The sequence below is a fragment of the Bacillus sp. cl95 genome (genome assembly GCF_900115925.1).
In the GTDB taxonomy this organism is placed as follows: Bacteria; Bacillota; Bacilli; order Bacillales; family Cytobacillaceae; genus Neobacillus_A.
The window spans coordinates 603,100-623,529 of sequence record NZ_FOYF01000003.1 but is presented as its reverse complement, the minus strand read 5'-3'; the positions used below and the strand labels follow the sequence as shown (position 1 = coordinate 623,529).

Annotated in this window: 25 protein-coding genes; 20 read left to right on the top strand and 5 right to left on the bottom strand. The window is 35.5% G+C overall.

What is annotated here, in order from left to right; all coding sequences use genetic code 11:
- The coding region (locus tag BMZ31_RS12085) for a helix-turn-helix domain-containing protein (protein ID WP_139205947.1) at window positions 1-292 on the bottom strand (292 nt) is incomplete at its 3' end.
- A gap of 167 nt (window positions 293-459) precedes the next feature.
- Between BMZ31_RS12085 and BMZ31_RS12080 the strand changes: the two genes are divergently transcribed.
- The 4 genes from BMZ31_RS12080 to BMZ31_RS12065 all read left to right on the top strand — a co-directional run bounded on the left by BMZ31_RS12080 (window position 460) and on the right by BMZ31_RS12065 (window position 3,329).
- Complete coding sequence (locus BMZ31_RS12080) at window positions 460-1,170, top strand: anthrax toxin lethal factor-related metalloendopeptidase (protein WP_090831984.1); 711 nt, start codon at window positions 460-462, stop codon at window positions 1,168-1,170.
- Between the two features lie 71 nt (window positions 1,171-1,241).
- A complete protein-coding gene (locus tag BMZ31_RS12075; protein WP_090831983.1) occupies window positions 1,242-2,036 on the top strand; it encodes a thymidylate synthase in 795 nt (264 codons plus the stop codon).
- The gene (locus tag BMZ31_RS12070; protein WP_090831982.1) at window positions 2,033-2,527 is read left to right on the top strand and encodes a dihydrofolate reductase; all 495 of its coding nucleotides are present in this window, start codon (window positions 2,033-2,035) and stop codon (window positions 2,525-2,527) included. The genes BMZ31_RS12075 and BMZ31_RS12070 overlap by 4 nt, the downstream gene beginning before the upstream one ends.
- Before the next feature lie 70 nt (window positions 2,528-2,597).
- Entirely contained in the window at window positions 2,598-3,329 is a 732-nt protein-coding gene (locus BMZ31_RS12065; RefSeq protein WP_090831981.1) for a lysophospholipid acyltransferase family protein, read from the top strand.
- 43 nt (window positions 3,330-3,372) lie between these two features.
- On the opposite strand, the gene BMZ31_RS12060 is transcribed toward BMZ31_RS12065, so the two are convergent.
- Window positions 3,373-3,609: a hypothetical protein gene (locus BMZ31_RS12060; protein WP_090831980.1), complete on the bottom strand. Its 237-nt coding sequence runs from the start codon at window positions 3,607-3,609 to the stop codon at window positions 3,373-3,375.
- 323 nt (window positions 3,610-3,932) lie between these two features.
- Between BMZ31_RS12060 and BMZ31_RS12055 the strand changes: the two genes are divergently transcribed.
- The 13 genes from BMZ31_RS12055 (at window position 3,933) to BMZ31_RS11990 (ending at window position 15,331) form a co-directional block, all read left to right on the top strand.
- Window positions 3,933-4,127, top strand: a complete 195-nt coding sequence (locus tag BMZ31_RS12055) for a twin-arginine translocase TatA/TatE family subunit (protein WP_090831979.1) — start codon at window positions 3,933-3,935, stop codon at window positions 4,125-4,127.
- A gap of 72 nt (window positions 4,128-4,199) precedes the next feature.
- The gene (gene tatC / locus BMZ31_RS12050) at window positions 4,200-4,958 is read left to right on the top strand and encodes a twin-arginine translocase subunit TatC (RefSeq protein WP_090831978.1); all 759 of its coding nucleotides are present in this window, start codon (window positions 4,200-4,202) and stop codon (window positions 4,956-4,958) included.
- A gap of 309 nt (window positions 4,959-5,267) precedes the next feature.
- Window positions 5,268-5,804 (top strand): signal peptidase I, encoded by a 537-nt coding sequence (locus BMZ31_RS12045; protein WP_090831977.1) that lies wholly within the window; start codon window positions 5,268-5,270, stop codon window positions 5,802-5,804.
- Between the two features lie 104 nt (window positions 5,805-5,908).
- Window positions 5,909-6,640: a hypothetical protein gene (locus tag BMZ31_RS12040; protein WP_090831976.1), complete on the top strand. Its 732-nt coding sequence runs from the start codon at window positions 5,909-5,911 to the stop codon at window positions 6,638-6,640.
- A 65-nt stretch (window positions 6,641-6,705) separates the two neighbouring features.
- Window positions 6,706-7,485 carry a hypothetical protein gene (locus BMZ31_RS12035; protein WP_090831975.1) on the top strand — a complete coding sequence of 260 codons (780 nt, stop codon included), beginning with the start codon at window positions 6,706-6,708 and terminating at the stop codon, window positions 7,483-7,485.
- Between the two features lie 44 nt (window positions 7,486-7,529).
- Entirely contained in the window at window positions 7,530-8,132 is a 603-nt protein-coding gene (locus BMZ31_RS12030) for a hypothetical protein (protein WP_090831974.1), read from the top strand.
- A 757-nt stretch (window positions 8,133-8,889) separates the two neighbouring features.
- The gene (locus BMZ31_RS12020; protein WP_090831972.1) at window positions 8,890-9,141 is read left to right on the top strand and encodes a DUF2535 family protein; all 252 of its coding nucleotides are present in this window, start codon (window positions 8,890-8,892) and stop codon (window positions 9,139-9,141) included.
- Window positions 9,142-9,334: 193 nt separating this feature from the next.
- On the top strand, window positions 9,335-10,177 hold the full coding sequence (locus tag BMZ31_RS12015; RefSeq protein WP_090831971.1) for a DegV family protein: 843 nt from the start codon (window positions 9,335-9,337) through the stop codon (window positions 10,175-10,177).
- Between the two features lie 276 nt (window positions 10,178-10,453).
- Window positions 10,454-12,109: an ATP-binding protein gene (locus BMZ31_RS12010; protein WP_254778772.1), complete on the top strand. Its 1,656-nt coding sequence runs from the start codon at window positions 10,454-10,456 to the stop codon at window positions 12,107-12,109.
- 37 nt (window positions 12,110-12,146) lie between these two features.
- The gene (locus BMZ31_RS12005; protein ID WP_175478090.1) at window positions 12,147-13,115 is read left to right on the top strand and encodes a nucleoside hydrolase; all 969 of its coding nucleotides are present in this window, start codon (window positions 12,147-12,149) and stop codon (window positions 13,113-13,115) included.
- 124 nt (window positions 13,116-13,239) lie between these two features.
- Window positions 13,240-13,818, top strand: a complete 579-nt coding sequence (locus BMZ31_RS12000; RefSeq protein ID WP_090831969.1) for an SCO family protein — start codon at window positions 13,240-13,242, stop codon at window positions 13,816-13,818.
- Between the two features lie 108 nt (window positions 13,819-13,926).
- Complete coding sequence (locus BMZ31_RS11995; protein ID WP_254778770.1) at window positions 13,927-14,766, top strand: SGNH/GDSL hydrolase family protein; 840 nt, start codon at window positions 13,927-13,929, stop codon at window positions 14,764-14,766.
- Window positions 14,756-15,331, top strand: coding sequence for a YpmS family protein (locus tag BMZ31_RS11990; RefSeq protein WP_175478089.1), 576 nt, complete (start codon window positions 14,756-14,758; stop codon window positions 15,329-15,331). Before BMZ31_RS11995 ends, BMZ31_RS11990 begins: the two co-directional genes overlap by 11 nt.
- 4 nt (window positions 15,332-15,335) lie before the next feature.
- On the opposite strand, the gene BMZ31_RS11985 is transcribed toward BMZ31_RS11990, so the two are convergent.
- The gene (locus BMZ31_RS11985; protein ID WP_139206612.1) at window positions 15,336-16,079 is read right to left on the bottom strand and encodes a DUF4397 domain-containing protein; all 744 of its coding nucleotides are present in this window, start codon (window positions 16,077-16,079) and stop codon (window positions 15,336-15,338) included.
- Window positions 16,080-16,424: 345 nt separating this feature from the next.
- On the opposite strand from BMZ31_RS11985, the gene rsgA reads away from it, so the two are divergent.
- The 3 genes from rsgA (at window position 16,425) to msrB (ending at window position 18,575) form a co-directional block, all read left to right on the top strand.
- Window positions 16,425-17,486 (top strand): ribosome small subunit-dependent GTPase A, encoded by a 1,062-nt coding sequence (gene rsgA, locus BMZ31_RS11980; RefSeq protein WP_090831965.1) that lies wholly within the window; start codon window positions 16,425-16,427, stop codon window positions 17,484-17,486.
- Between the two features lie 116 nt (window positions 17,487-17,602).
- On the top strand, window positions 17,603-18,145 hold the full coding sequence (gene msrA, locus BMZ31_RS11975) for a peptide-methionine (S)-S-oxide reductase MsrA (RefSeq protein ID WP_090831964.1): 543 nt from the start codon (window positions 17,603-17,605) through the stop codon (window positions 18,143-18,145).
- A complete protein-coding gene (gene msrB, locus BMZ31_RS11970) occupies window positions 18,135-18,575 on the top strand; it encodes a peptide-methionine (R)-S-oxide reductase MsrB (protein WP_090831963.1) in 441 nt (146 codons plus the stop codon). Before msrA ends, msrB begins: the two co-directional genes overlap by 11 nt.
- Before the next feature lie 194 nt (window positions 18,576-18,769).
- Here msrB and BMZ31_RS11965 read toward each other — a convergent pair whose 3' ends face one another.
- Window positions 18,770-19,348: a DUF502 domain-containing protein gene (locus BMZ31_RS11965; RefSeq protein ID WP_090831962.1), complete on the bottom strand. Its 579-nt coding sequence runs from the start codon at window positions 19,346-19,348 to the stop codon at window positions 18,770-18,772.
- 14 nt (window positions 19,349-19,362) lie between these two features.
- Window positions 19,363-20,340 (bottom strand): SGNH/GDSL hydrolase family protein, encoded by a 978-nt coding sequence (locus BMZ31_RS11960; protein ID WP_217644041.1) that lies wholly within the window; start codon window positions 20,338-20,340, stop codon window positions 19,363-19,365.
- Between the last annotated feature and the right edge of the window lie 90 nt (window positions 20,341-20,430).

Here is a 20,430-nt window from a genome sequence, read left to right as displayed (position 1 = left end):
TTCTCCAATTTCGGACCATACCAGGTGAAGAAATATTGAAAATGGCAGCTGTGTCATAAGAAGATGTACCCTTTTCGTTCATATAATTGAGTACATTTAGTTTAAATTCCCCAGAATAATTTGTATAGGACTTAATAAATGCTTCCAGACCTTGTTGTTCATAAAGCCTAACCCATCCCCTGATAATGGATTTACTAACTCTTACTTCTTCCGCAATTTTTTCAAAACTTTCATTTCCCTCTAAATACCTTAATACAATTTGTATCTTATCTTCCGCTTTAAATTTGGACACAAAAACACCCCGTAAATGTTAGGTTAGTGTCTAACATTTACGGGGCAGTTCATTTACGGCGGCTTTTTAGCTTAAAATGGAAAACAATTTTTTCTCATTCTCACTAAATCTATAATACTATTATGATATAATTTATCAAAATAGACAGATAGTTTAGGGGAATGAAGATGAGAAAATGGACGGTATTGATTGTATACATAATAATATTTTCATCTATCTATTCCATTTCACATGCTTCTATTGAAGGAATCAAGTTGGTGAATTTCCCTACGAATTCTGATCTGTACAGCATGCTCGAAGAAAATCAGAGTAAATCCGAAATCTCTGAAATTATTTTCTTGCCTGAAGGTTCATTTGACCAAAAGCAAGCGGCACAAATTATCAATAGGCTAAACCACTTGCCAAGGCCCTTATTAGAGAAAGTACAGAAAGAAGGAATCCATGTAAAGTTATTTACGGGCAAGCTGACTGACAATCCTACTGCTAAGCATCTGAAAGGTAAAGTTCCAAGAGGTTATAGAAGTAATGCAACTTGGGACGATGTACCTGGAATCGGTGGTTCAAAGACAGTACTCGTTAAAATAGGATCTAGTGAACAAGGGATGGGTCACGGCTCTGTCAATCTTGAGCTGCATGAATTGGCACATTCCATAGACAGATATGTTTTATTTGGGTTAAAAAATAATAGCCATTTCCTTGAAATCTGGAACGATGAAAAAAACGCATTATTTCCACAGCGTGTATACTTTTTACACTTTCCTGAAGAATATTTTGCTGAAGCTTTTTCAATGTATTTTTTGAATCAAGAAACAAGAAACAATCTGAAGTTAAAGGCGCCAAAGACCTATAATTTTATAAAAAATTTAGATCACCTTTAATAGAATAGTAATGAGACCTCCAATTTGGTAGAATGAAACTTATTTAAATGTCTATAAAGGATGTGTACATTTTGAAACAATATCTCGAGCTATGCGAGCACATTTTAACAACAGGTGAAACGAAAGAGGATCGCACAGGAACAGGGACTGTTAGTACTTTTGGTTATCAGATGCGTTTCGATCTTGAAGAGGGATTCCCAGTAATTACAACCAAAAAACTACATCTAAAATCGATCATTCATGAACTATTATGGTTTTTGAATGGGGATACGAATGTACGTTATCTTCAGGAAAACGGGGTCAAAATCTGGAACGAATGGGCTGATGAAGACGGAGAACTTGGACCTGTTTACGGACATCAATGGCGCTCATGGAATGGTGCAGACGGACAAACCGTCGATCAGATTAGCCAACTCATAAATCAAATCAAAACAAACCCAGATTCACGCAGACTGATTGTAAGTGCATGGAATGTTGCTGATATTGAAAAAATGGCTCTTCCACCCTGTCATTGCTTATTCCAGTTTTATGTGTCTGAAGGCAAACTTTCTTGCCAACTTTACCAAAGGTCTGCCGATGTTTTCCTTGGTGTGCCTTTTAACATCGCTTCTTATGCTTTGTTGACCTTAATGGTAGCGCAGGTATGTGGACTAAAGCCTGGTGAGTTTATTCATACTTTTGGTGATGCACATATTTATCGCAACCATATGGAACAAGTGAAAGAGCAATTGAGCAGAGACCCAAAACCGTTGCCAAAGATGAAAATTAATCCTGAAGTAGATGATATTTTTAGTTTTAAGTACGAAGATTTTGTCCTTGAAGGTTATGATGCGCATCCTCATATTAAAGGTGTGGTGAGTGTATGATTTCGTTTATCTGGGCGATGGATCTAAACCGAGCCATTGGCTTTCAAAACAAACTTCCGTGGCATTTACCTGAAGATTTAAGGTTTTTTAAAAGAGTCACAATGGGGCATCCAGTTGTGATGGGAAGAAAAACTCATGAATCTATTGGTAGATTACTTCCGGGCAGGGAAAACATCGTACTTACAAGAGATCCTCATTTTCAAAGTGATGGCCTTAAAGTCATGCATTCTATTGAAGAGCTTATCCAATACAGTGATCAAACAAATGAAGAAATTTTTGTTATCGGTGGCGCTGAAATTTTTAATGAATTATTTCATGCCGCAGATAAATTATATCTAACGATGATTCATGAAGAATTTCCAGGAGATACACATTTTCCACAATTCCCTTTAGATGAATGGAAGCTTATCTCGAGTGAAAAAGGTATTAGGGACGAAAAAAATCCTTACGATTATGAATTCTTGATTTATGAAAGAAAGATACAACTTTAAGTATGCCGTTAATGCCATTAAGATATGAATAAGATTCGGTGAGTTTTGTGCTCCATGGAGGATTGGTTTTTTGTTAAGGCTAATTATTTGTTTTGTTTATATGGCTGGGTTTTTATTTTACAGCATTCCTAAGTTATTTAGAGTTAAGAAACTAGATCCTAAAATGACTGTTAACGAAAGAGATAGATATCTTCATCAAGTACCGAAGAGTTGGGCTAGAACCTTTATGAAACTTACGGGTTCGAGTGTACACATTGAAGGAGAGTCTTATATTCCAGATGGACCGGTTGTGTTCGTTTGTAATCATGAAGGGAATTTTGATATACCTGTCCTGTTAGGATATATTAATAAGCCTTTTGGGTTTGTATCTAAGATAGAAGTAAAAAAAGTTCCTATTATGTCATCTTGGATGGAAGTCATGAACTGCACTTTTCTAGATCGGAAAAATCGCGATCAAGCATTTAATTCCCTTCGAAAGGGTGTTGAAATCCTTAAGCAAGGCCATTCAACTGTCATTTTCCCTGAAGGAACGAGAAGTAAAGGAGGTCCTATTGGTTTATTTAAACAAGGAGGGTTCCGACTCGCAAAAGATGCCGGTGTTCCAATTGTGCCTATCTCCATTAAGGGAACTTCCAATATTTTCGAGAAAAATGGGCGACTAATTAAGCCTGCTGAAATTCATGTGAAAATAGGTAAACCGATTATTAAACATATACAAAATGACATTGAATTAAGAGAATTGGCAGAATATACAAAGCAAATTATTATAGACAATCTTGATCAAATGAAAAAAGCATCATAAAAAGCATCAGCTTTTGCTGATGCTTTATCTGTAGTTGGACTTTTCAAAAAACGCCATTTACATCGTACTCATCAAGTTTCTTTAGCATGAATCTAAACTGCTGTGGTTGACAGAATTCCTCTTCATGAAAATGTTTCTTGATCCATTCAATTAATTCTTTTGGCGTATTAAAAAACTCTCCACTCGTGTCGCTCTTTCTAATCATGTATCGGCCATTGTCTTCATCAATTGTAATTTCCACAGGCAATGCACCATCAAAACTATCTAGAGAAAATTCCAACTACTCCACATCCTTCTCCGACTTGTTATTCTTACTATATGTACTGATTGATGGTTTTATCAAATAAAACATAACTATAAATTGATAATTCTGATTATTTATTCAAATTGTCTATGCATTGACTTAAATAGCATAAATTGATACATTGTGTAGAGAAGTAATGTAATGAAGAACTACAACGACGAATCTTTTGAAATAACTATATGTTTGTCATTTTATTGTGAACTTTTTATGAACATTTATCTGCTTTTTACTCAAATAAGATTTAAGATATTATAATGTTACTACGTTCATAATGACGTTTATTGAAAGGGATGAAAACTATGTTTTCTAATATCGGTGTACCGGGATTAATATTAATACTTACATTAGCTTTAATTATCTTTGGACCAAAAAAATTACCTGAGATTGGTCGAGCATTTGGCCAAACACTTCGGGAGTTTAAGAAGTCTACACGCGAGTTAACAAACGATGTAATTGAGGATATTGAAGAAGAAAAGAAAAAATTGACTAAATAAGGTGTGAGATAACCAATCTTGCACCTTTTTTCTTGAAAATATAGTAAGCAATGAAAATGGCAGGGGAAAAAAATGGACGATAAGGAACTGAATTTGATTGATCATTTAGACGAATTACGAAAACGGATTTTGATAACACTCGTTACATTCGTATTATTTTTTATTCTTGGATTCATATACGTTGAGGATATTTATAGTTGGTTTGTCCGTGATCTAGAAGTGAAATTAATTGCTCTAGGACCAGGTGATATTATATGGGTGTACTTGATGCTCGCAAGTGTTGTTGCGATTGCAGGAACTATTCCGATTCTAGCATTACAAATCTGGTTATTTGTAAAACCAGCATTAAAACCGAATGAACGAAAGATATCGCTATCGTATGTTCCCGCACTTTTTGTTTTATTTATTGTAGGATTATCTTTTGGATATTTTATCATTTTTCCGATGGTACTTGATTTCGTTGTACACTTGGGTGGAGATATGCTCGTTACCAATTTTACTGCGGAAAACTATTTCCGTTTCGTCATGAATATGACCATTCCTTTTGGAGTATTATTTGAACTTCCTGTTGTCATTATGTTCTTAACATCCCTTGGAATCATTAATCCATTCGTGTTAGCTAAGATTAGAAAGTACGCCTACTTTGTTTTGATTATCATTGCAGTTATCATTACTCCACCAGACTTCATATCTGATTTCCTAGTTACAATTCCACTATTATTCTTATATGAAATCAGTATCAGCTTATCGAAAATTGTGTATAAGCGAAAACTGAAGAATGATCAAGAATGGGTAGAAGAATCAAACGATGATACAGAATTTAATTCTTAAGATAGAACCTTCAAGCACATAGGCTTGAAGGTTTTTCGTTTCCTTGAGAGTACATTATAAAGAACCGAAATTTCTTTATAAAAAACAAAAAAGTGAGAAAAATGGAGCAATTGTAAGAATATTCATGAAAAACGTTCTTTTTAGAGAAAATTTGGTCGATTTTAATGTTTTTCAATAGAATAGCAAATATCATATACTCTATTTAAGGGTTCTTTAAAAAGAACATCCGCATATAATCTTACTTTGAAGAAATTTAGATAAGTGAGGATGGGATGTTCGAAATACTGAACAATTAATGAGGGTGATTGATTGAAAAAAGGAATAAAAATTGTTTCTACAACATTTTTGATATGTGTTGGACTTCTTGTTCTTACAATGGTTTATTATTTTTTCCAATCTAAGGGGAATGTGGAAAAAATTCCGAGTGTGTTTGGATATAAACCCCTATCCATTCTTTCAAATTCGATGCAGCCAAAATTTAATGCCGGTGATGTGATTATCATCAACGTGAATGATGAAGCTGTCGTAAATGATGTGATTACGTACAAACATCCAGATGGAATTCTAGTTACTCACCGCATTATAGACAGCATTGAAAAGGATGGGAAATTATTCTTTAAAACAAAGGGCGATAACAACAATGTAGATGACGGTATCTTAGTTGGTAAATCTGACATTGTTGGTGTACAGGTGTTCGTTATTCCGAATGGTGGGTATGTAGCAAAATTTGTTGCAGGTCCAATAGGTTTTGTTCTATTAATCTTAATCCCACTGCTTGCATTCTTAATTATCGAAATCTTTGAACGTACAGGAATTCTGAATAGAGAAAAACATGTGAACAATTAACAATCATTTTATTAGGGGAAGGGAGCGATGACGGATGAAAACCTAGAAATATCTATGATTCTTCGTCTAAGCAATCATATTTTTATAAGAGGAGAGGGATTTTAGTGAAAAGTTTGAAAAAAGCATTATTAGGTACTGCATTAGCAGGTACACTCGTGGTTGGTGCAAGTTACGGTACATATTCTTGGTTTACTGCTGAACAATCTGCATCTGGGACCATTTCAAACGGAACATTAGCTTTAGGAGAGATGGGTTCACTATTCGCACATGAGAACTTCGCTCCTTCTCAATTATTGATTTCTGAATGGAATACAGTTGAAAACACAGGATCTCTTGATCAAAGACTTCTTGCAACTTTTTCTCACAGCGTTGATAAGGAAGTAAATGTTTCTAAGTACAAAGTTGCATACTTAGCTATTAAATTTAAGGAAAAGGAAGAAGGTGTCCTTAAAGTTAAGGACTGGAAGCTTCGCCTTGGCGGAATCTTAAACGGTACAACAAATCCTGCTAAGACAATGGCTAAAGCAGCTGATAATGCTGACTACGAAGTAGTTGAAGGAGTTTTATCTGATGAGCAAGTTCAAACAATCATGAAAGCTCAAGCGGAAGGCGGCTCTAACAGCAAAGTTATCAAGTTAGGTAATGGAGATAATGGGAAGTTCTGGAACCTTAAGAGTGATGAACAAATTGGAATTATTTTCGGTGTCAAGCTTAGTGAAAAAGCTGGTAACGATTTCCAAGGTGCGAACTATACCGCAGAATTCAAAGTTGAAGCTAAGCAAACTGATGATGGGGCTATGTATCAATCTGAAATCAACGGAACTACTGAAGACTAAAATAATGAAGTAACTAAAGACAGTTGTAAGTTCCCTTACAGCTGTCTTTTCTCTAGGGAGGATTTATGGAAACAAGAAAATCAAAGCATGGGAAACGGCTTAAGAAAAGAAATCGAAAAATGGCATTCGTTTCAAGCTGTTTTGCGGTTTATCTTGGTACAGCCATTATTTATCAAGAACTTCCTGGAACCTTTGCTTGGTTAATGGACAGTTCCGTTGCTAAAGGGCAAATCCACAATGCTACGAGTGAAGAAATGCTACAAATGGCAATTGGCGAGGTAAAATATGAGCCGAATTCCAAGATCAAATCACAAATATCTATAAAAAATAAGTCATTAGTTTCGATTCCTCTCAATATTGAGGTATTGATAAATAAAAAATTAGTAAAAACCTATACAACTGTACTAGACGTGGGTAAGAGTTACACAACTGAACTAATGGAGTCTGAAATTCTTGGAAAAGGTAAAACGTTAACGAATGTACAATATCGTATCGTTGGATTCGAGGGTTACATAGATCAAATCGTTACTGTACCTCTAAACCAAGAAAAACTTAAACCAACATTAGAAACAGAGAAAATCCCTGCTGTAAATGAAAAAGCACCAGACGCTGGAAACGCAACACCATCAACACCTTCTACAGAAAAGGATGCTACTACGGACACCGAAGAAAAACCTGCAGATACTGAAAATACTGATGGAACAACATCTTCGGAAACGAAGCAAGATGATCCAGTTACTGATCAAGAAGGAGAGAATGGCTCAACTGAAACAGGTGGCGATGAATCCACTCCAACTGAACCTACTAATGGTGAAGTTTCTCAACCGGTGACTACAACCCCTTAGAACTTATGTCTCATTTAAACGGAATAAAATAAAGGGAGTATACAATGAAAAGTCATAAAATAGCAATCCTATGTTTCTTTCAATTAGCGTTAGCTTTCTTTGTCCCTTTTTCGATTGCTAGTGCTGAAAGTAGCGAAAAGATTAGTACTTTCCCAGAGAAAGTACTCTTTGAAATAACGGAAATGGCTCCTGGAAGAACAGAGACAAAGGAATTTTCAGTAATAAATAAAAGTGAAGAAGATTTTAATTATTCCACAACCTTCAAAATGAAATCCGGATCAGAAGTTCTATACAAAGAACTTATAGTTGTTGTTTCTGCAGCTGACAAAATTTTGTATTCTGGAAAACTTGTAGACTTGAAGGATTTGAAATCAAGATTCCTAGCAAAAACTGCTTCAGAAAAATTAACATTCCAAGTTAAGGTACCCACTTATTTAGGAAATGAATTTCAAGGATTGGAATGTGAACTAGAACTGAAATTTTTGGCAAAGGGTGACACAGTTGTTTCTGTTCCAGGAAACGGCGAGTTACCTAATACTGCAACAAATATGTTTAATTATCTTGTAACTGGTTTAATCTTTGTAATGGGCGGGGTATTAATTCAGTCTTATAGGTATATAAGAAAAAGAATGAATGTAAACGCATAGAAATAGCCCTGATCGGAAATTGGCGGCACAGGGCTTCTCTCGCCATTCCAATTTAGGCTCTGTTAAATTACAATGTTGATTTTCTGCACTCTGTTGATTGGAGTGGAAGGCGCTTGACTCCTCGAAATTCCTCAATGATGCTATCGCATCATTTCGTGCGATGTAAATTTGAGGATGCTTTCCTTGTGCGAACGCATTTTCTTCGTGCGTGGGTTATTTCGAGGAAGATCATCAATGTCTTGGGGGATTAGCGTTATAGGCGAGATCCCGCAGGAGCATTAGCGACAAGGAGGCTCGGCGAACCCTCCCAAGACGAATTTGCTAATTCGTCCCGGAAAGCAAGCGACTGGAGCGGAAATCAACAGGCAAGATTAACAAAGCCACAATATTAAAGATAAATATATTAAGGAGAGATTCCTTTGTTCAAAAAAACTTGTCCAAGTTGCCATCAACCTTCGTTTAGCAGTTCTGAAAGAGGGACATGGTTATGTCCAATTTGTAATCATGATATGACATTCGTATTCCATCAGAGTGCAGAAAAAAGAAAAGATCAAACAGTAATTTATAACACTCTTACTAATCGTTTTAATACTAAGGAGGAGAAAAAGCAAAATATCAACTTCTATGTGTGAATTTTTTAAATAAATAAAATTAAAAAAGTTCATAAATTATTTATGAAGCTGCGCATAATCAGACACATTTCGTGGTATATCTAATGTATAATATAATCAAACGGGTGAAAAAGAGGATTGATATTTTGCTATTCAAAAGCCTAGAGTTCAAAAATGCTGTTGGACAGAAGGTAAAAGTCATGGATATTCCTGTATTGGAGGAAGATAATCGCTATTTTTTTATAATCCAAGTCCGTTTGCAAAAATTCATTAGATTGATTTATTCTGAGAAGAGCCTGAGGAGAAATTATTCTTTTCGGGAATATTTGAAAAAGGTGCTTAGATGGCCTGATTATGAACAGCTTTTTAAGTCGCAGGAATTAAAGAATAATGCTTAGTTAGAATGAGTACCGATTTTATCGGTGCTCTTTTTTGTGGTTATGGAAATCTAAAATTTCAATTATGGAGGCAGAATTTATTTATTCTTTCTCAAATGGAAATGAAGTGAATTTTTACAATTTATCTGTATTTGTTTTATTCTCCTCGATAGGTCATGTATAATAGTGTAAGCACGATTGAGGAAGTGATCTTTTGAAGAAGATAAAAATTGTGACTGATTCTACAGTCGACTTAAGTGAAGAATTGGTGGAGAAATACGGCCTGGAAATCGTACCCCTTGCAATAACTATTGATGGCGAAACTTTCATGGATAGGATAGACATCAATGCGAAAGATTTTATTAAGCGGATGAGTGAAGCAAATGAGCTTCCAAAAAGTTCTCAGCCTTCAACTGGGGCATTTCTTGAAGTTTATGACCGCTTAGGTGATGAAGGATACGAAATTATCTCTATACATATGACTGGTGGCATGAGTGGGACAGTAAGATCTGCTGAAAGTGCAGCGCAGATGTCTAAATCCAATGTGACGGTTGTTGACTCACGTTACATTTCATTGGCGCTGTCTTTCCAAGTAATCGAAGCTGCTAAAATGGCTAGCGAAGGAAAAGGTACAGATGAAATTCTCGAAAGACTTGACGTCATTCGTTCTAATACAAGACTATTCATAATGGTTGATACTCTTGAGAATTTAGCAAAGGGTGGAAGGATTGGTAAAGGAAGAGCGATGATTGGTTCACTCCTTAACATAAAGCCAATTGCTTCACTTGAAGGTGGAGAATATACACCTGTTGCTAAAGTGAGAAGCCATAGCCAAGTAGTCAAATATCTATCAAAACAAATTGTTGAAGACGTAAAAGGAAAGACGATAAAAGGTGTCGGTCTTGTTCACGCTGAAGGATATGAACTAGCGAGCAAGGTCAAGGAAGAGATAACGAAATTAACTGGATACACTGATATTGATATTTCATATACGACCCCTACCATCAGTACCCACACAGGTGCTGGTACAATTGCTTTAATGTATTATTTCGACTAAGACATATTCAGTGCCGGACCTTTAATGGTTCGGTTTTTGTTTTTATTTTTGGCTCTTAATTAAAAGAATGTTGTTTTTTACATAAGTTTTGTGAAAGCGAGCATCCTTGGCGCGGAAATCAGCTAGCACAATCTTTTTGATAATAGTAACAAAGTTTACTAAAACAGCCTTATTTTTTCTACAAAGGATGAGAGAGTTAGTTCATCAGAAGGAATTATGTTAATTCATGTCGAAATCATCTCTTAATAGATGAAGTCATTGGGAAGGATTTTACATATGCCTATAAAGAATGCTCTTAGGCAATTGCCAGTATATAAAAAGATATTCCTTTTTTCATTCTTTATTTCTTTTTTAATCGTATCTTTTACTGCAAGTTTTATTTATTATTATCAAGCCAAACAACTTGAAACCCAGCTTACTGGACAGGCAGTTGGAGTAGCTAATTTATGGGCGACGACTATACCACGAGATGACATCAAGAAGGGTTTTGAGTTAAAGGATCCGAAGCATCCTGCAGTAAAGAGGCTGAATAAGCTTGTTACGTTAATCAATACGAAGAATTCTGATTATTTGGGTGGTTATTTACTTTCACCTATAAGATTTAAAGATAATAAATTGTTAATTCTAGCTGCATCCAAACATTATGAAGAAATGGAATTTATTAGTTTCTCTAATTATCAACCCGGACCAATATTTCTTGAAGCATTTCAATCTGCTGTCCAACAAAAGAAAGTGATGAGCACTAAGATCTATAAAGACCGTTATGGAGTTTGGATTACAGCATTTTCCCCAATCATGGATGAAAAGCAAAATGTAATTGCCGTTTTGGGTGTAGACGTAGATGCTTCGGTCATGAGGTCTTATAATTGGCAAATGGGTGCATTTATTATCACTGCCTATATACTGATTAATTCGATCGTTTACGCAGCTTTAAGGTGGGGATTAAAAAAGACCTTCGCTCCAGTGAATGAAATCATTACTGGAATAAACGAAGTGAGTAATGGGAATTTTGACGTAAAGCTGCATATAAAGCAACCTTCAGACCTTACAATTCTGAGTGAGCGCTTTAATTTAATGACAAATCACTTATCACAATTATTCAGAAAACTATCTGATACGTATGATGAAATGCAGCCAGGTGAGAAAGGTTTTGAATCAAAAGACCGAATAGAAGCGGCCCTCGGGGAAATGGAGCATATCATGGAAAATACCCGTTTGCAAAAAGAGTTGCAACGGGCTGAAAAAATGAATGCAATTGGTCAATTGGCTGCATCAGTTGCGCACGAAATCAGAAATCCTATGACGGTTGTAAAAGGTTTCTTGCAAATTTTCTTAACTAAAGATCACTTAAATGAAGAAGAGCACATGTACATTCAGTTAATGATAGAAGAAATGAATCGTGCAGAAGTAATTATCAATGAATATTTGTCGATGGCCAAACCAGATTTCGAAAAAATGGAAAAGGTATCTGCAAATGAAATGTCTCTTAAGATAATGGAATTGATGAATACATACGCGATCATGTCTAAGAACATTCAAATGCAATATTCGGCAGTAAAGGAATTACAGATTAGAGCGAATAAGGGTGAACTACAACAGGTCTTAATCAATATGTTAAAGAATGCCATTGAAGCATTGGAGGGTGGAGGTCTTCTCGAACTTAATCTTCATGCACGAGGATCCTATTGTGTGTTTGAAATTAAAGATACCGGCATAGGCATGACTGAAGAAGAATTGTCTAGACTTGGAACAGCCTTCTACTCTCTGAAAGAAAAAGGAACGGGTATCGGTCTAATGGTTTGTTATCAAATTGTCGAGAGAATGAAGGGGAAAATTCACGTAAAAAGTGTGAAGGGCGTGGGTACTAGCTTTGAAATTTACATCCCTTTATGGAGAGAGAATGGCGAAGATAATAAAACAGATATTATTTAAGTCTGTATCCCATACCTTATGATGAGGAGGGGAACTGATGGAAAAAAAGGTTCTTTTATTCAGTGACTTTGGGGTTGACGATTTTGTTGCGGCCATTTACGCATATTTCTCCGAAGAAATCCAGATTGTGGGTGTCGTCGCAGATTATGGAAATGTATCACGGGAGGACGCAATAAGGAATGCTGGATTCTTAAAGGAACTTACTGGGATCAAAGATATCCCAGTACTTGGTGGAGCAGAACTTCCATTGACAGGGGAACAACCCAAATATTATCCTGAGGTTCATGGTTTGGAAGGTTTAGGGCCTATCATTCCACAAACTAAAGTGGATGGTGTTTTTGAGAATTTTGATGAGATTAAGAATCTAATCAATAAGTATGAGAATGAGCTCATTATTGTAAATGTAGGAAGACTTTCTTCTCTCGCAACAGCCTTTATCCTTTATCCGTCGCTTATGAAAAAAATCAAAGATTTTTATATAATGGGTGGGGCTTTTAAGGTTCCTGGAAATGTCACTCCGATGGCAGAGGCAAATTTTTATGGAGATCCATATGCGGCTAACATAGTTATCAATCTTTCGCCAAAACCTGTCTACATTATCCCATTAGATGTAACCAACTCGGCAATTGTAACTCCTGTGATGATTAATGAGTTGCATACGTATTACCAATTGACGAACGATAAAGTAGGTCTCATCATTAAACCTATGGTAGATTACTATTTTAAATTTTATCAGAAAACAAATCCGGCAATTAGTGGAAGCCCTTTGCATGACCTTTTGACATTTTGGGCGGTAAGGGATGAAGCGGAGATCATGTATACCGAAGTACCTGTATGTATTGCGGTGACAAAAGACTGTACCTACGGACAAAGTGCCGCCGACTTTAGAAAGACGAATGGTAAAGTTAATTGGAAGAAGCATCATGTAGCTTTAAAATTCAATTATTCCAAGTTTATTCAATCGTTTTATAAGACAATGAAATATCAAAATGGAAAGTCATCCTGACTCAACGTCGAGGTGACTTTTTTGTTGCAAAAATACATTGAAACCAAAAAATATGTCTCTCAATTGCCTTTCCTCATTGGTCAAGGTTTGTTAAAATAATCAAGTAGAGAAAGGCGGGAGATGAATGAAACAACGTTGGTTAATAATATGTATGGTTTTTCTTGCTTTTATGTTAGTTGGCTGTGGACAAGGAGAAATAAAGGATGCAACAGATTGGCCAATTAAAGATTTTACATATAAGAATCAAGATAATAAAAACTATGGCTTGAAAGATTTAAAGGGTAAGATTTGGGTCGCAGATTTTGTTTTCACAAGTTGCGAAGACGTTTGTTTACCTATGACTGCCAATATGATCAAGTTGCAAGAATTGGTTAAAAAAGAAGGAATTAAAAATGTTGAATTTGTATCTTTTAGTGTAGACCCTGTTGTCGATTCACCAGAAGCATTAAAAAATTATGCTGCTAAATTTAATGTCGATTTCAAGAATTGGAACTTCCTTACTGGTTATACCCAGCAGGAAATTGAGCAGTTTGCTTTGAAAAATTTCAAAGCACTTGTTAAGAAACCGGAACAAGAAGATCAAGTCATTCACGGAACTGATTTTTACCTTATCGATCAAAACGGCACGATTAAGAAATATTATACAGGTTTGGATGAGGTTCCATTTGAAGAAATCATTGAGGATATGAAAACGTTGGAATAGACCTTTAGAAGGTCTATTTTTTTTATGAATGTTTTTACTAAACAGAAAAAGTTTTGAATAACGGTCATAGTGATATAATAACATTAGTTCATGGGGGCGGTGTTGAAAATGAAGTTTCTATTCCCAATCTTAATCATTATTACTTCGATATTAAGTTCATGCAGCCAAATTGGGCAAGCTGAAGAACATAAATACAGAAAGACAAACTTAGTTGTAAAAGAAAAAATACCACTTGATTTTTTTCCTAGAGATATAGATGTAGTAGCTGCTGGCGATTCTTTAACAAAAGGTGTGGGTGATAGTACAGAAAAAGGTGGGTATGTTCCATACCTACAATCTCTTCTTGAAGACCAAAAAGGAATAAAAGGCGTACAAGTTCATAATTATGGCGTAAGTGGACATCGTTCTGACCAAGTTCTTTCGAGGCTTCGATCAAGTGAAGTATCCAATGCAGTGAGTAATGCGGACCTTGTGATTCTCACAGTTGGCGGAAATGACGTAATGAAAGTAATAAAAGATAACTTTACTGATTTGCAAATCTCTAAATTTAAAAAACAAAAAGACAAATATGAAAAAAATCTAACTCAAATCATGAATGAAATAAGGGCAGAGAATGAAAACTCCGTTATTGTCTTAATTGGTCTATATAATCCTTTTACAAAATGGTTTTCCGATGTCCAAGAAATGAATGAGATTATTGAAGACTGGAATTCAACAAGCCAGTCTGTATTGAGTAACTACAGGAACGCATACTTTGTAGAGGTTGATGAACTATTCTCATCGTCATCGAAAGAATTGTTATTTAAAGATTATTTCCATCCCAATAATGAGGGGTATGCATTAATTGCTGACAATGTGTATGACACTCTTCATGAGGTCATCTTAACTGAAAAAGGGGCACAGGCTTTTAGTGCAATTAAAAAGGGGGCAAATAGTGATGAAGAATAGATGGAAAATGGCTTTCTTTTTATTGTTAGGGCTTAATTTAATTGTCATGTTTGTTCTTTTTGCAATGATAAAGGCACCAATTAAGGATCAAAAGCTAGTGAATAAAGAAAATAAAGCTAACTTTGTCTCTTTTCAGGTAGCTTCAAATAAAAAAGATTTGAATTTGCTGATCAATGAGTACCTTCGAAAAGAAGTAGGGGAGAGTCCTGTAGACTACCAAGTCGTACTCGACAAAGAGGTTGAACTTTATGGAACAATCCCATTTTTTAGCGAAGAACTTGATATGAAATTAACTTTCGAACCGGAAGCGCTTGATAATGGTGATCTCATTTTAAAGCAAAAGTCAATTAAAATTGGGAAGATTAACCTTCCCGTATCATATGTTCTAAACTTCATTCGGAAAAACTACAAGCTTCCAAATGGAGTAGCAATTCAGCCAAATGAAGAAAGAATTTACGTTTCAATGGGACAAATTAAGTTGAAGTCAGACACGAAGATAAAAGTTAATGAATTTGACTTAAAGAGCGACCAAATATCGTTTACTTTACTAGTACCAGTAAAGTAAAGGTTTAGTCTCTTAATAGAATAACCTCAAGAAGAGGCTCCTCTTTTACAAAGCCAACTGCCACAAGAGTATAAGCTTGATCAGGTTTTAATATTATGCTTGGAAAAGATAATACGATATTCTTACTCCCAGTAATTCTAGCTTCGAGTTCAACCGACATGGGAGTCAGTCCTAAATAATCTGTGGTTTGTTCAAATTTCACTTCTGGGAAAACAACATCACCTTTTTTTACGGCAATATCAAATGTAGGGGAGTCGGGTGATAAATGCACAAATCTCAGTTTTGTTTCCTCGACTGGAATATTACGTTGCATAGGTATATCTAAAATTTTGTAACCTTCTGAGTTCTTAACAATGGCAAGTGTATGGTAATTTTCTGGGTGGATGAGAATATCCTTTGTGTCCAACAAATACGTCGTGCTTCTTGAATCGATTACCTCGATATGACAGTGACCATCATCCACTTCGAAATAGTGACTAAGGGTTTTGTATGATGCATCAGTCAGGATTTCTCTTCCATTTAAAAGAATCCGGACATTTAATGACTCAGGGACTGTATATAAAATTCGTACATGAGCTTTTTTTGTATATTCTCTAGTGATCAATTTCGGATGCAGTGTAAATTTGGCCGCTTTTTGTAAATACTTCAAATGCTTAAAGTAATAAAAGATATAGAGATTTGAATTTCTGTATTTAAAGAATGACGAAAGAGAATCATATGAGATTGCTTTATGGATGTAAAAATTCATTTTATTCAATTCTGGCACAATAAACCCCTCCAAACATCACATGATATCGTCTATAAAATATGCTGTGTTCTATAGTTAGTGCAACTTTAATTAATTGTTTATTTAAAAAAGGTTTACTTTTTAAAATTAATTGAATATACTTATATTAACTAATATGAAAGAGGGTGTAGTGTAATGATGAAATTAATTGACCGTAAACTCAGTGTCGTGAATATCTCTTGCACAGCCCTATCGGATTCGGATTACTAAAACCTATTTAAGATTTTAGTTTTTTCGTGCTAATGAACCATGGGTTGTGCGTGCCTATGGTTTTTTATTTTGATTAAATTAGCTGGAGGAAACTAAATGAATTTCTTATCGATGGGATTAACTAATGATTTAAAACAAAACTTTGAAACATTTTTAGAAAAAGATTATATAATCGGCAGAGTTGCTTTAGAACATAAACGCATGTATCGAGTTTGGACTGAGAACGGTGAGCTCCTATGTGAAGTTTCCGGGAAATTCTCTTTTGCTGCGGGTACGCGGGAAGATTATCCCGCTGTTGGTGATTGGGTTATCATCAGTCCGAGAATTGAAGAAGGAAAGGGCACAATTCAGCGAATATTACCTAGAAAAAGTAAATTCTCAAGAAAAGCCGCGGGGGTAACTGCGGAAGAACAAATTATTGCTACTAATATTGATACCGTGTTTCTTGTCAATTCATTAAATGATGACCTTAATTTGAGAAGAATGGAACGATATTTGCTCCTGGCTTGGGAAAGTGGTGCAAATCCGGTAATCATCCTTAGTAAAATGGATTTGTGTATAGATGATTTGCAGGAGAAGATTGCTGAAGTTGAGTCAGTAGCGATTGGAGTTCCTGTTATTTCGTTGAGCTCACAGACGGATGAGGGGATTGAAAAACTGGAGCCTTTTTTACAAGCTGGTAAAACGATTGCTTTATTAGGTTCTTCGGGTGTAGGGAAGTCTACTCTTACAAATAAGTTATTAGGAACTGAAAAACAACTTGTTAAAGGAATACGAGAAGATGATGATAAAGGGCGACATACGACCACACATAGAGAGTTGATTCAATTAGCTAATGGTGCGGTACTAATAGATACACCTGGAATGCGCGAACTTCAACTTTGGGATAGTCCTGTTGGCTTATCAGAAACGTTTACGGATATTGAAGAATTAGCTAACAATTGTCGTTTCCGAGACTGTGAGCATAAAAACGAACCAGGATGTTTTGTTCAGGAATCAATCAAGAACGGAATGTTACCTGTAGAGAGACTTGCAAGTTATAAAAAGCTCTTGAAAGAATTAGCATATATTGAAAGAAAGACAGACAAACGTGCGCAACTTGAAGAAAAGAAACAATGGAAAAACATTCATAAACAAATCAAACATTCAAAAAGATAGTCAAGAGGATCCCCCTTCAAAATTTGAAGGGGTTTTATTTGTATTTTAAGGTGAATTTCAGTTAATCTTTCAATAAGACTTTTAAACCCATTTCGGGTATGGAGGAGTGTCTGACAATGGAAACAAAAAATGAACTTGCAACCTTTGCGGGTGGTTGTTTTTGGTGTATGGTAAAACCATTCGATGAACAGCCAGGTATCCATAAAGTGGTATCAGGTTATACAGGTGGCACAACTAAAAATCCTACTTACAAAGAGGTTTGTTCTGAAAGTACCGGTCATTATGAAGCGGTTCAAATCGCCTTTGATCCAGATATCTTTCCTTATGAGAAATTACTGGAGCTATATTGGCAACAAATTGATCCAACAGATGCAGGAGGACAATTTTTCGACCGTGGAAAATCATATCAAACGGCTATTTTTTATCATAATGAAAATCAGAAGCAACTTGCCGAAGAATCCAAACGACAATTGCAGGAAAGTGGAAGATTTTCCAAACCTATCGTTACACCTATTTTCCCAGCCTCCGAATTTTATGAAGCGGAAGAATACCATCAGCATTATTATAAAAAAAATCCTGCTCATTACGAAGCCTACCACCAAGGATCAGGAAGAGCTTCACACATAAAAAGACATTGGGGTGATAGCGATGCAAAATAAGGATTTGTCTAGACTGAAAAAAGAATTATCTCCAATTCAGTTTGAAGTAACTCAAAACAATGGAACAGAACCGCCATTTCGGAATGATTATTGGAATGAAACAAGAGAAGGAATCTATGTAGATATCGTTTCGGGTGAACCACTGTTTTCATCAAAAGATAAGTTTGATGCAGGTTGTGGCTGGCCAAGTTTTACAAAACCTGTTGAAGAGGAAGAAATCGTAGAAAAGACCGATTTCAGCCATTTTATGATCAGAACAGAAGTGAGAAGTAAGTCGGCTGATTCTCATCTAGGGCATGTTTTTAATGATGGTCCTGGTCCGACAGGATTACGTTATTGCATCAATTCTGCTGCCCTTCGATTTATTCCAAAAGAAGAACTAGAAAAAGAAGGATATCCGCAATTTAAAGACATATTTAACAATGAATAAAAGTCTTAGTCTTGTTTTAATGTGATTTTTAACAAATGATATTGAGCGAAGCCGCTTTACTCATGCGCGAAATTGGCTGACACAATTTCGCGGTGTAAAATATCCTGAAGGCTTAACAGTTAGTCGGTGGAGTTGAGGCGGAAATCATCAGATATCATCAAAAAACAGATACCTACATTGGTATCTGTTTTTTATTACTTACCTTTTGAGGCCATTCCTCCAGATAGAACGAATTTCATTGCATCCTCCGCTTTAACATCTATAATTTCAATGCGTTCCTTTGGAATTAGAAATGTGAATCCAGCCACTTGAAAGGTTTGCGGAATATAGACAGCAACATGCTCTTTCAATGGATGATAAAATTGTTCCAAGTCTTCAGAAGTAATAAAACCGATGTTCTTCATGTCTGAACCTGGCATGGTAACAAGAGCGACCTTCGAAAAAGATTTTTTTTCACCTAGAAATGAATGAACAGTATCTTTTATAACTGAATAAATCGTTTTAACAACTGGAATTCTATCGAGCGTAAAATCGAAGATGTGAATGATCTTTTCAATAATAAATTTAGTAGATAGCCAGCCAATTAATGTAATTAAGATGAGGGTAAGCAATAATCCTATACCAGGAATATAGTCTTCCTTTAACTGAGTTCTTAAGGTATCACCAAGTATACTGTCAAGAAACATAAATGTTTTATAAATGACGAAAATGACTAAAATTATCGGAACAAAAACTAATATTCCGTTAATAAAATTCTTAATTATTGCTTTCATAATGTAACTCCTCTTTATCTTTGTGGTGTTTGAACAATGATGGATGAAATTTTTACCGTACCTGTTTTTACTTCGTTTGAATGTACAAACCTAAGTGTGTGTTCTCCGTTTTTCAATCCGCTCGAAATATATTGGTGTCTCACCCTTTCAAATGGCCACCATGTTGAAAGGGTGGTGCTGAATTTACCGTCTATAAAAACGTCAACCTTGCCTCCATTAGGTGACCTAAGAACAGTAACACCGACCATGGAGCCTGTAAAACGATATTGTAAAGAATCAGAATTCTTAAGACTCGTATAATAAGGTTTTTTATATTGGAAGCCGTTATTAGATTGAATGGACGTAATAAATGTAAATACCTTATCGCTCCCAGTATGTAAAGGTTCAGGAGGATATATTGAAATGGCTCTAGAATTTAGTGAAGCTTTTTCCAATACAGAAAAAATGGATTGAGCATATAAACTGTATCCTTTACCGTTAGGATGAATCCCATCCTTCGTAAGTTCTTTTATACTAAGACCAGAAGCATCGAAGGGGATTCTCATATCAATATGAACTGTTTTGTAATAGTCTGATGTGGTTTTAATGACTTCAGCAAAATTTTGATTGCTAAGACAACTTTCAGTAATCGTAACAATCTCTGAATCAGGATTATGTTCTTTAATCTTTCTAATCAAGAGTTCGTAAAAGTAAGCAAATTGTTTATCACTCATATATTTTCTATCGTTTTCACCAAAGACGATAAAAGCAATGTCGAAATCACTTGGAAGTGATTCTTTCTCCATTTTTACAATACCTTCAAAAGCTGTGGCACCACTTTGCACAATGGAATGTCTGTTAAACTGTACATTGTAGTGTGAACTCAAAAGCTTTTCTAATTGAGAAAACCATGTAAGACTTTCATTCTCGGCTCCTGATCCTCTGCCGATACTATCACCTATTACAACGTAATCAATTTTCTTTCCAGCGGCAAGTTTTTCATAAAACGTCATGTCATTTTGGTTTGAAAATTTTGCTTTGGCCAAGTTACCAGCAAAGAATACCATTGTAAGCAGACATAAACATAATGCTATGTTTATTGA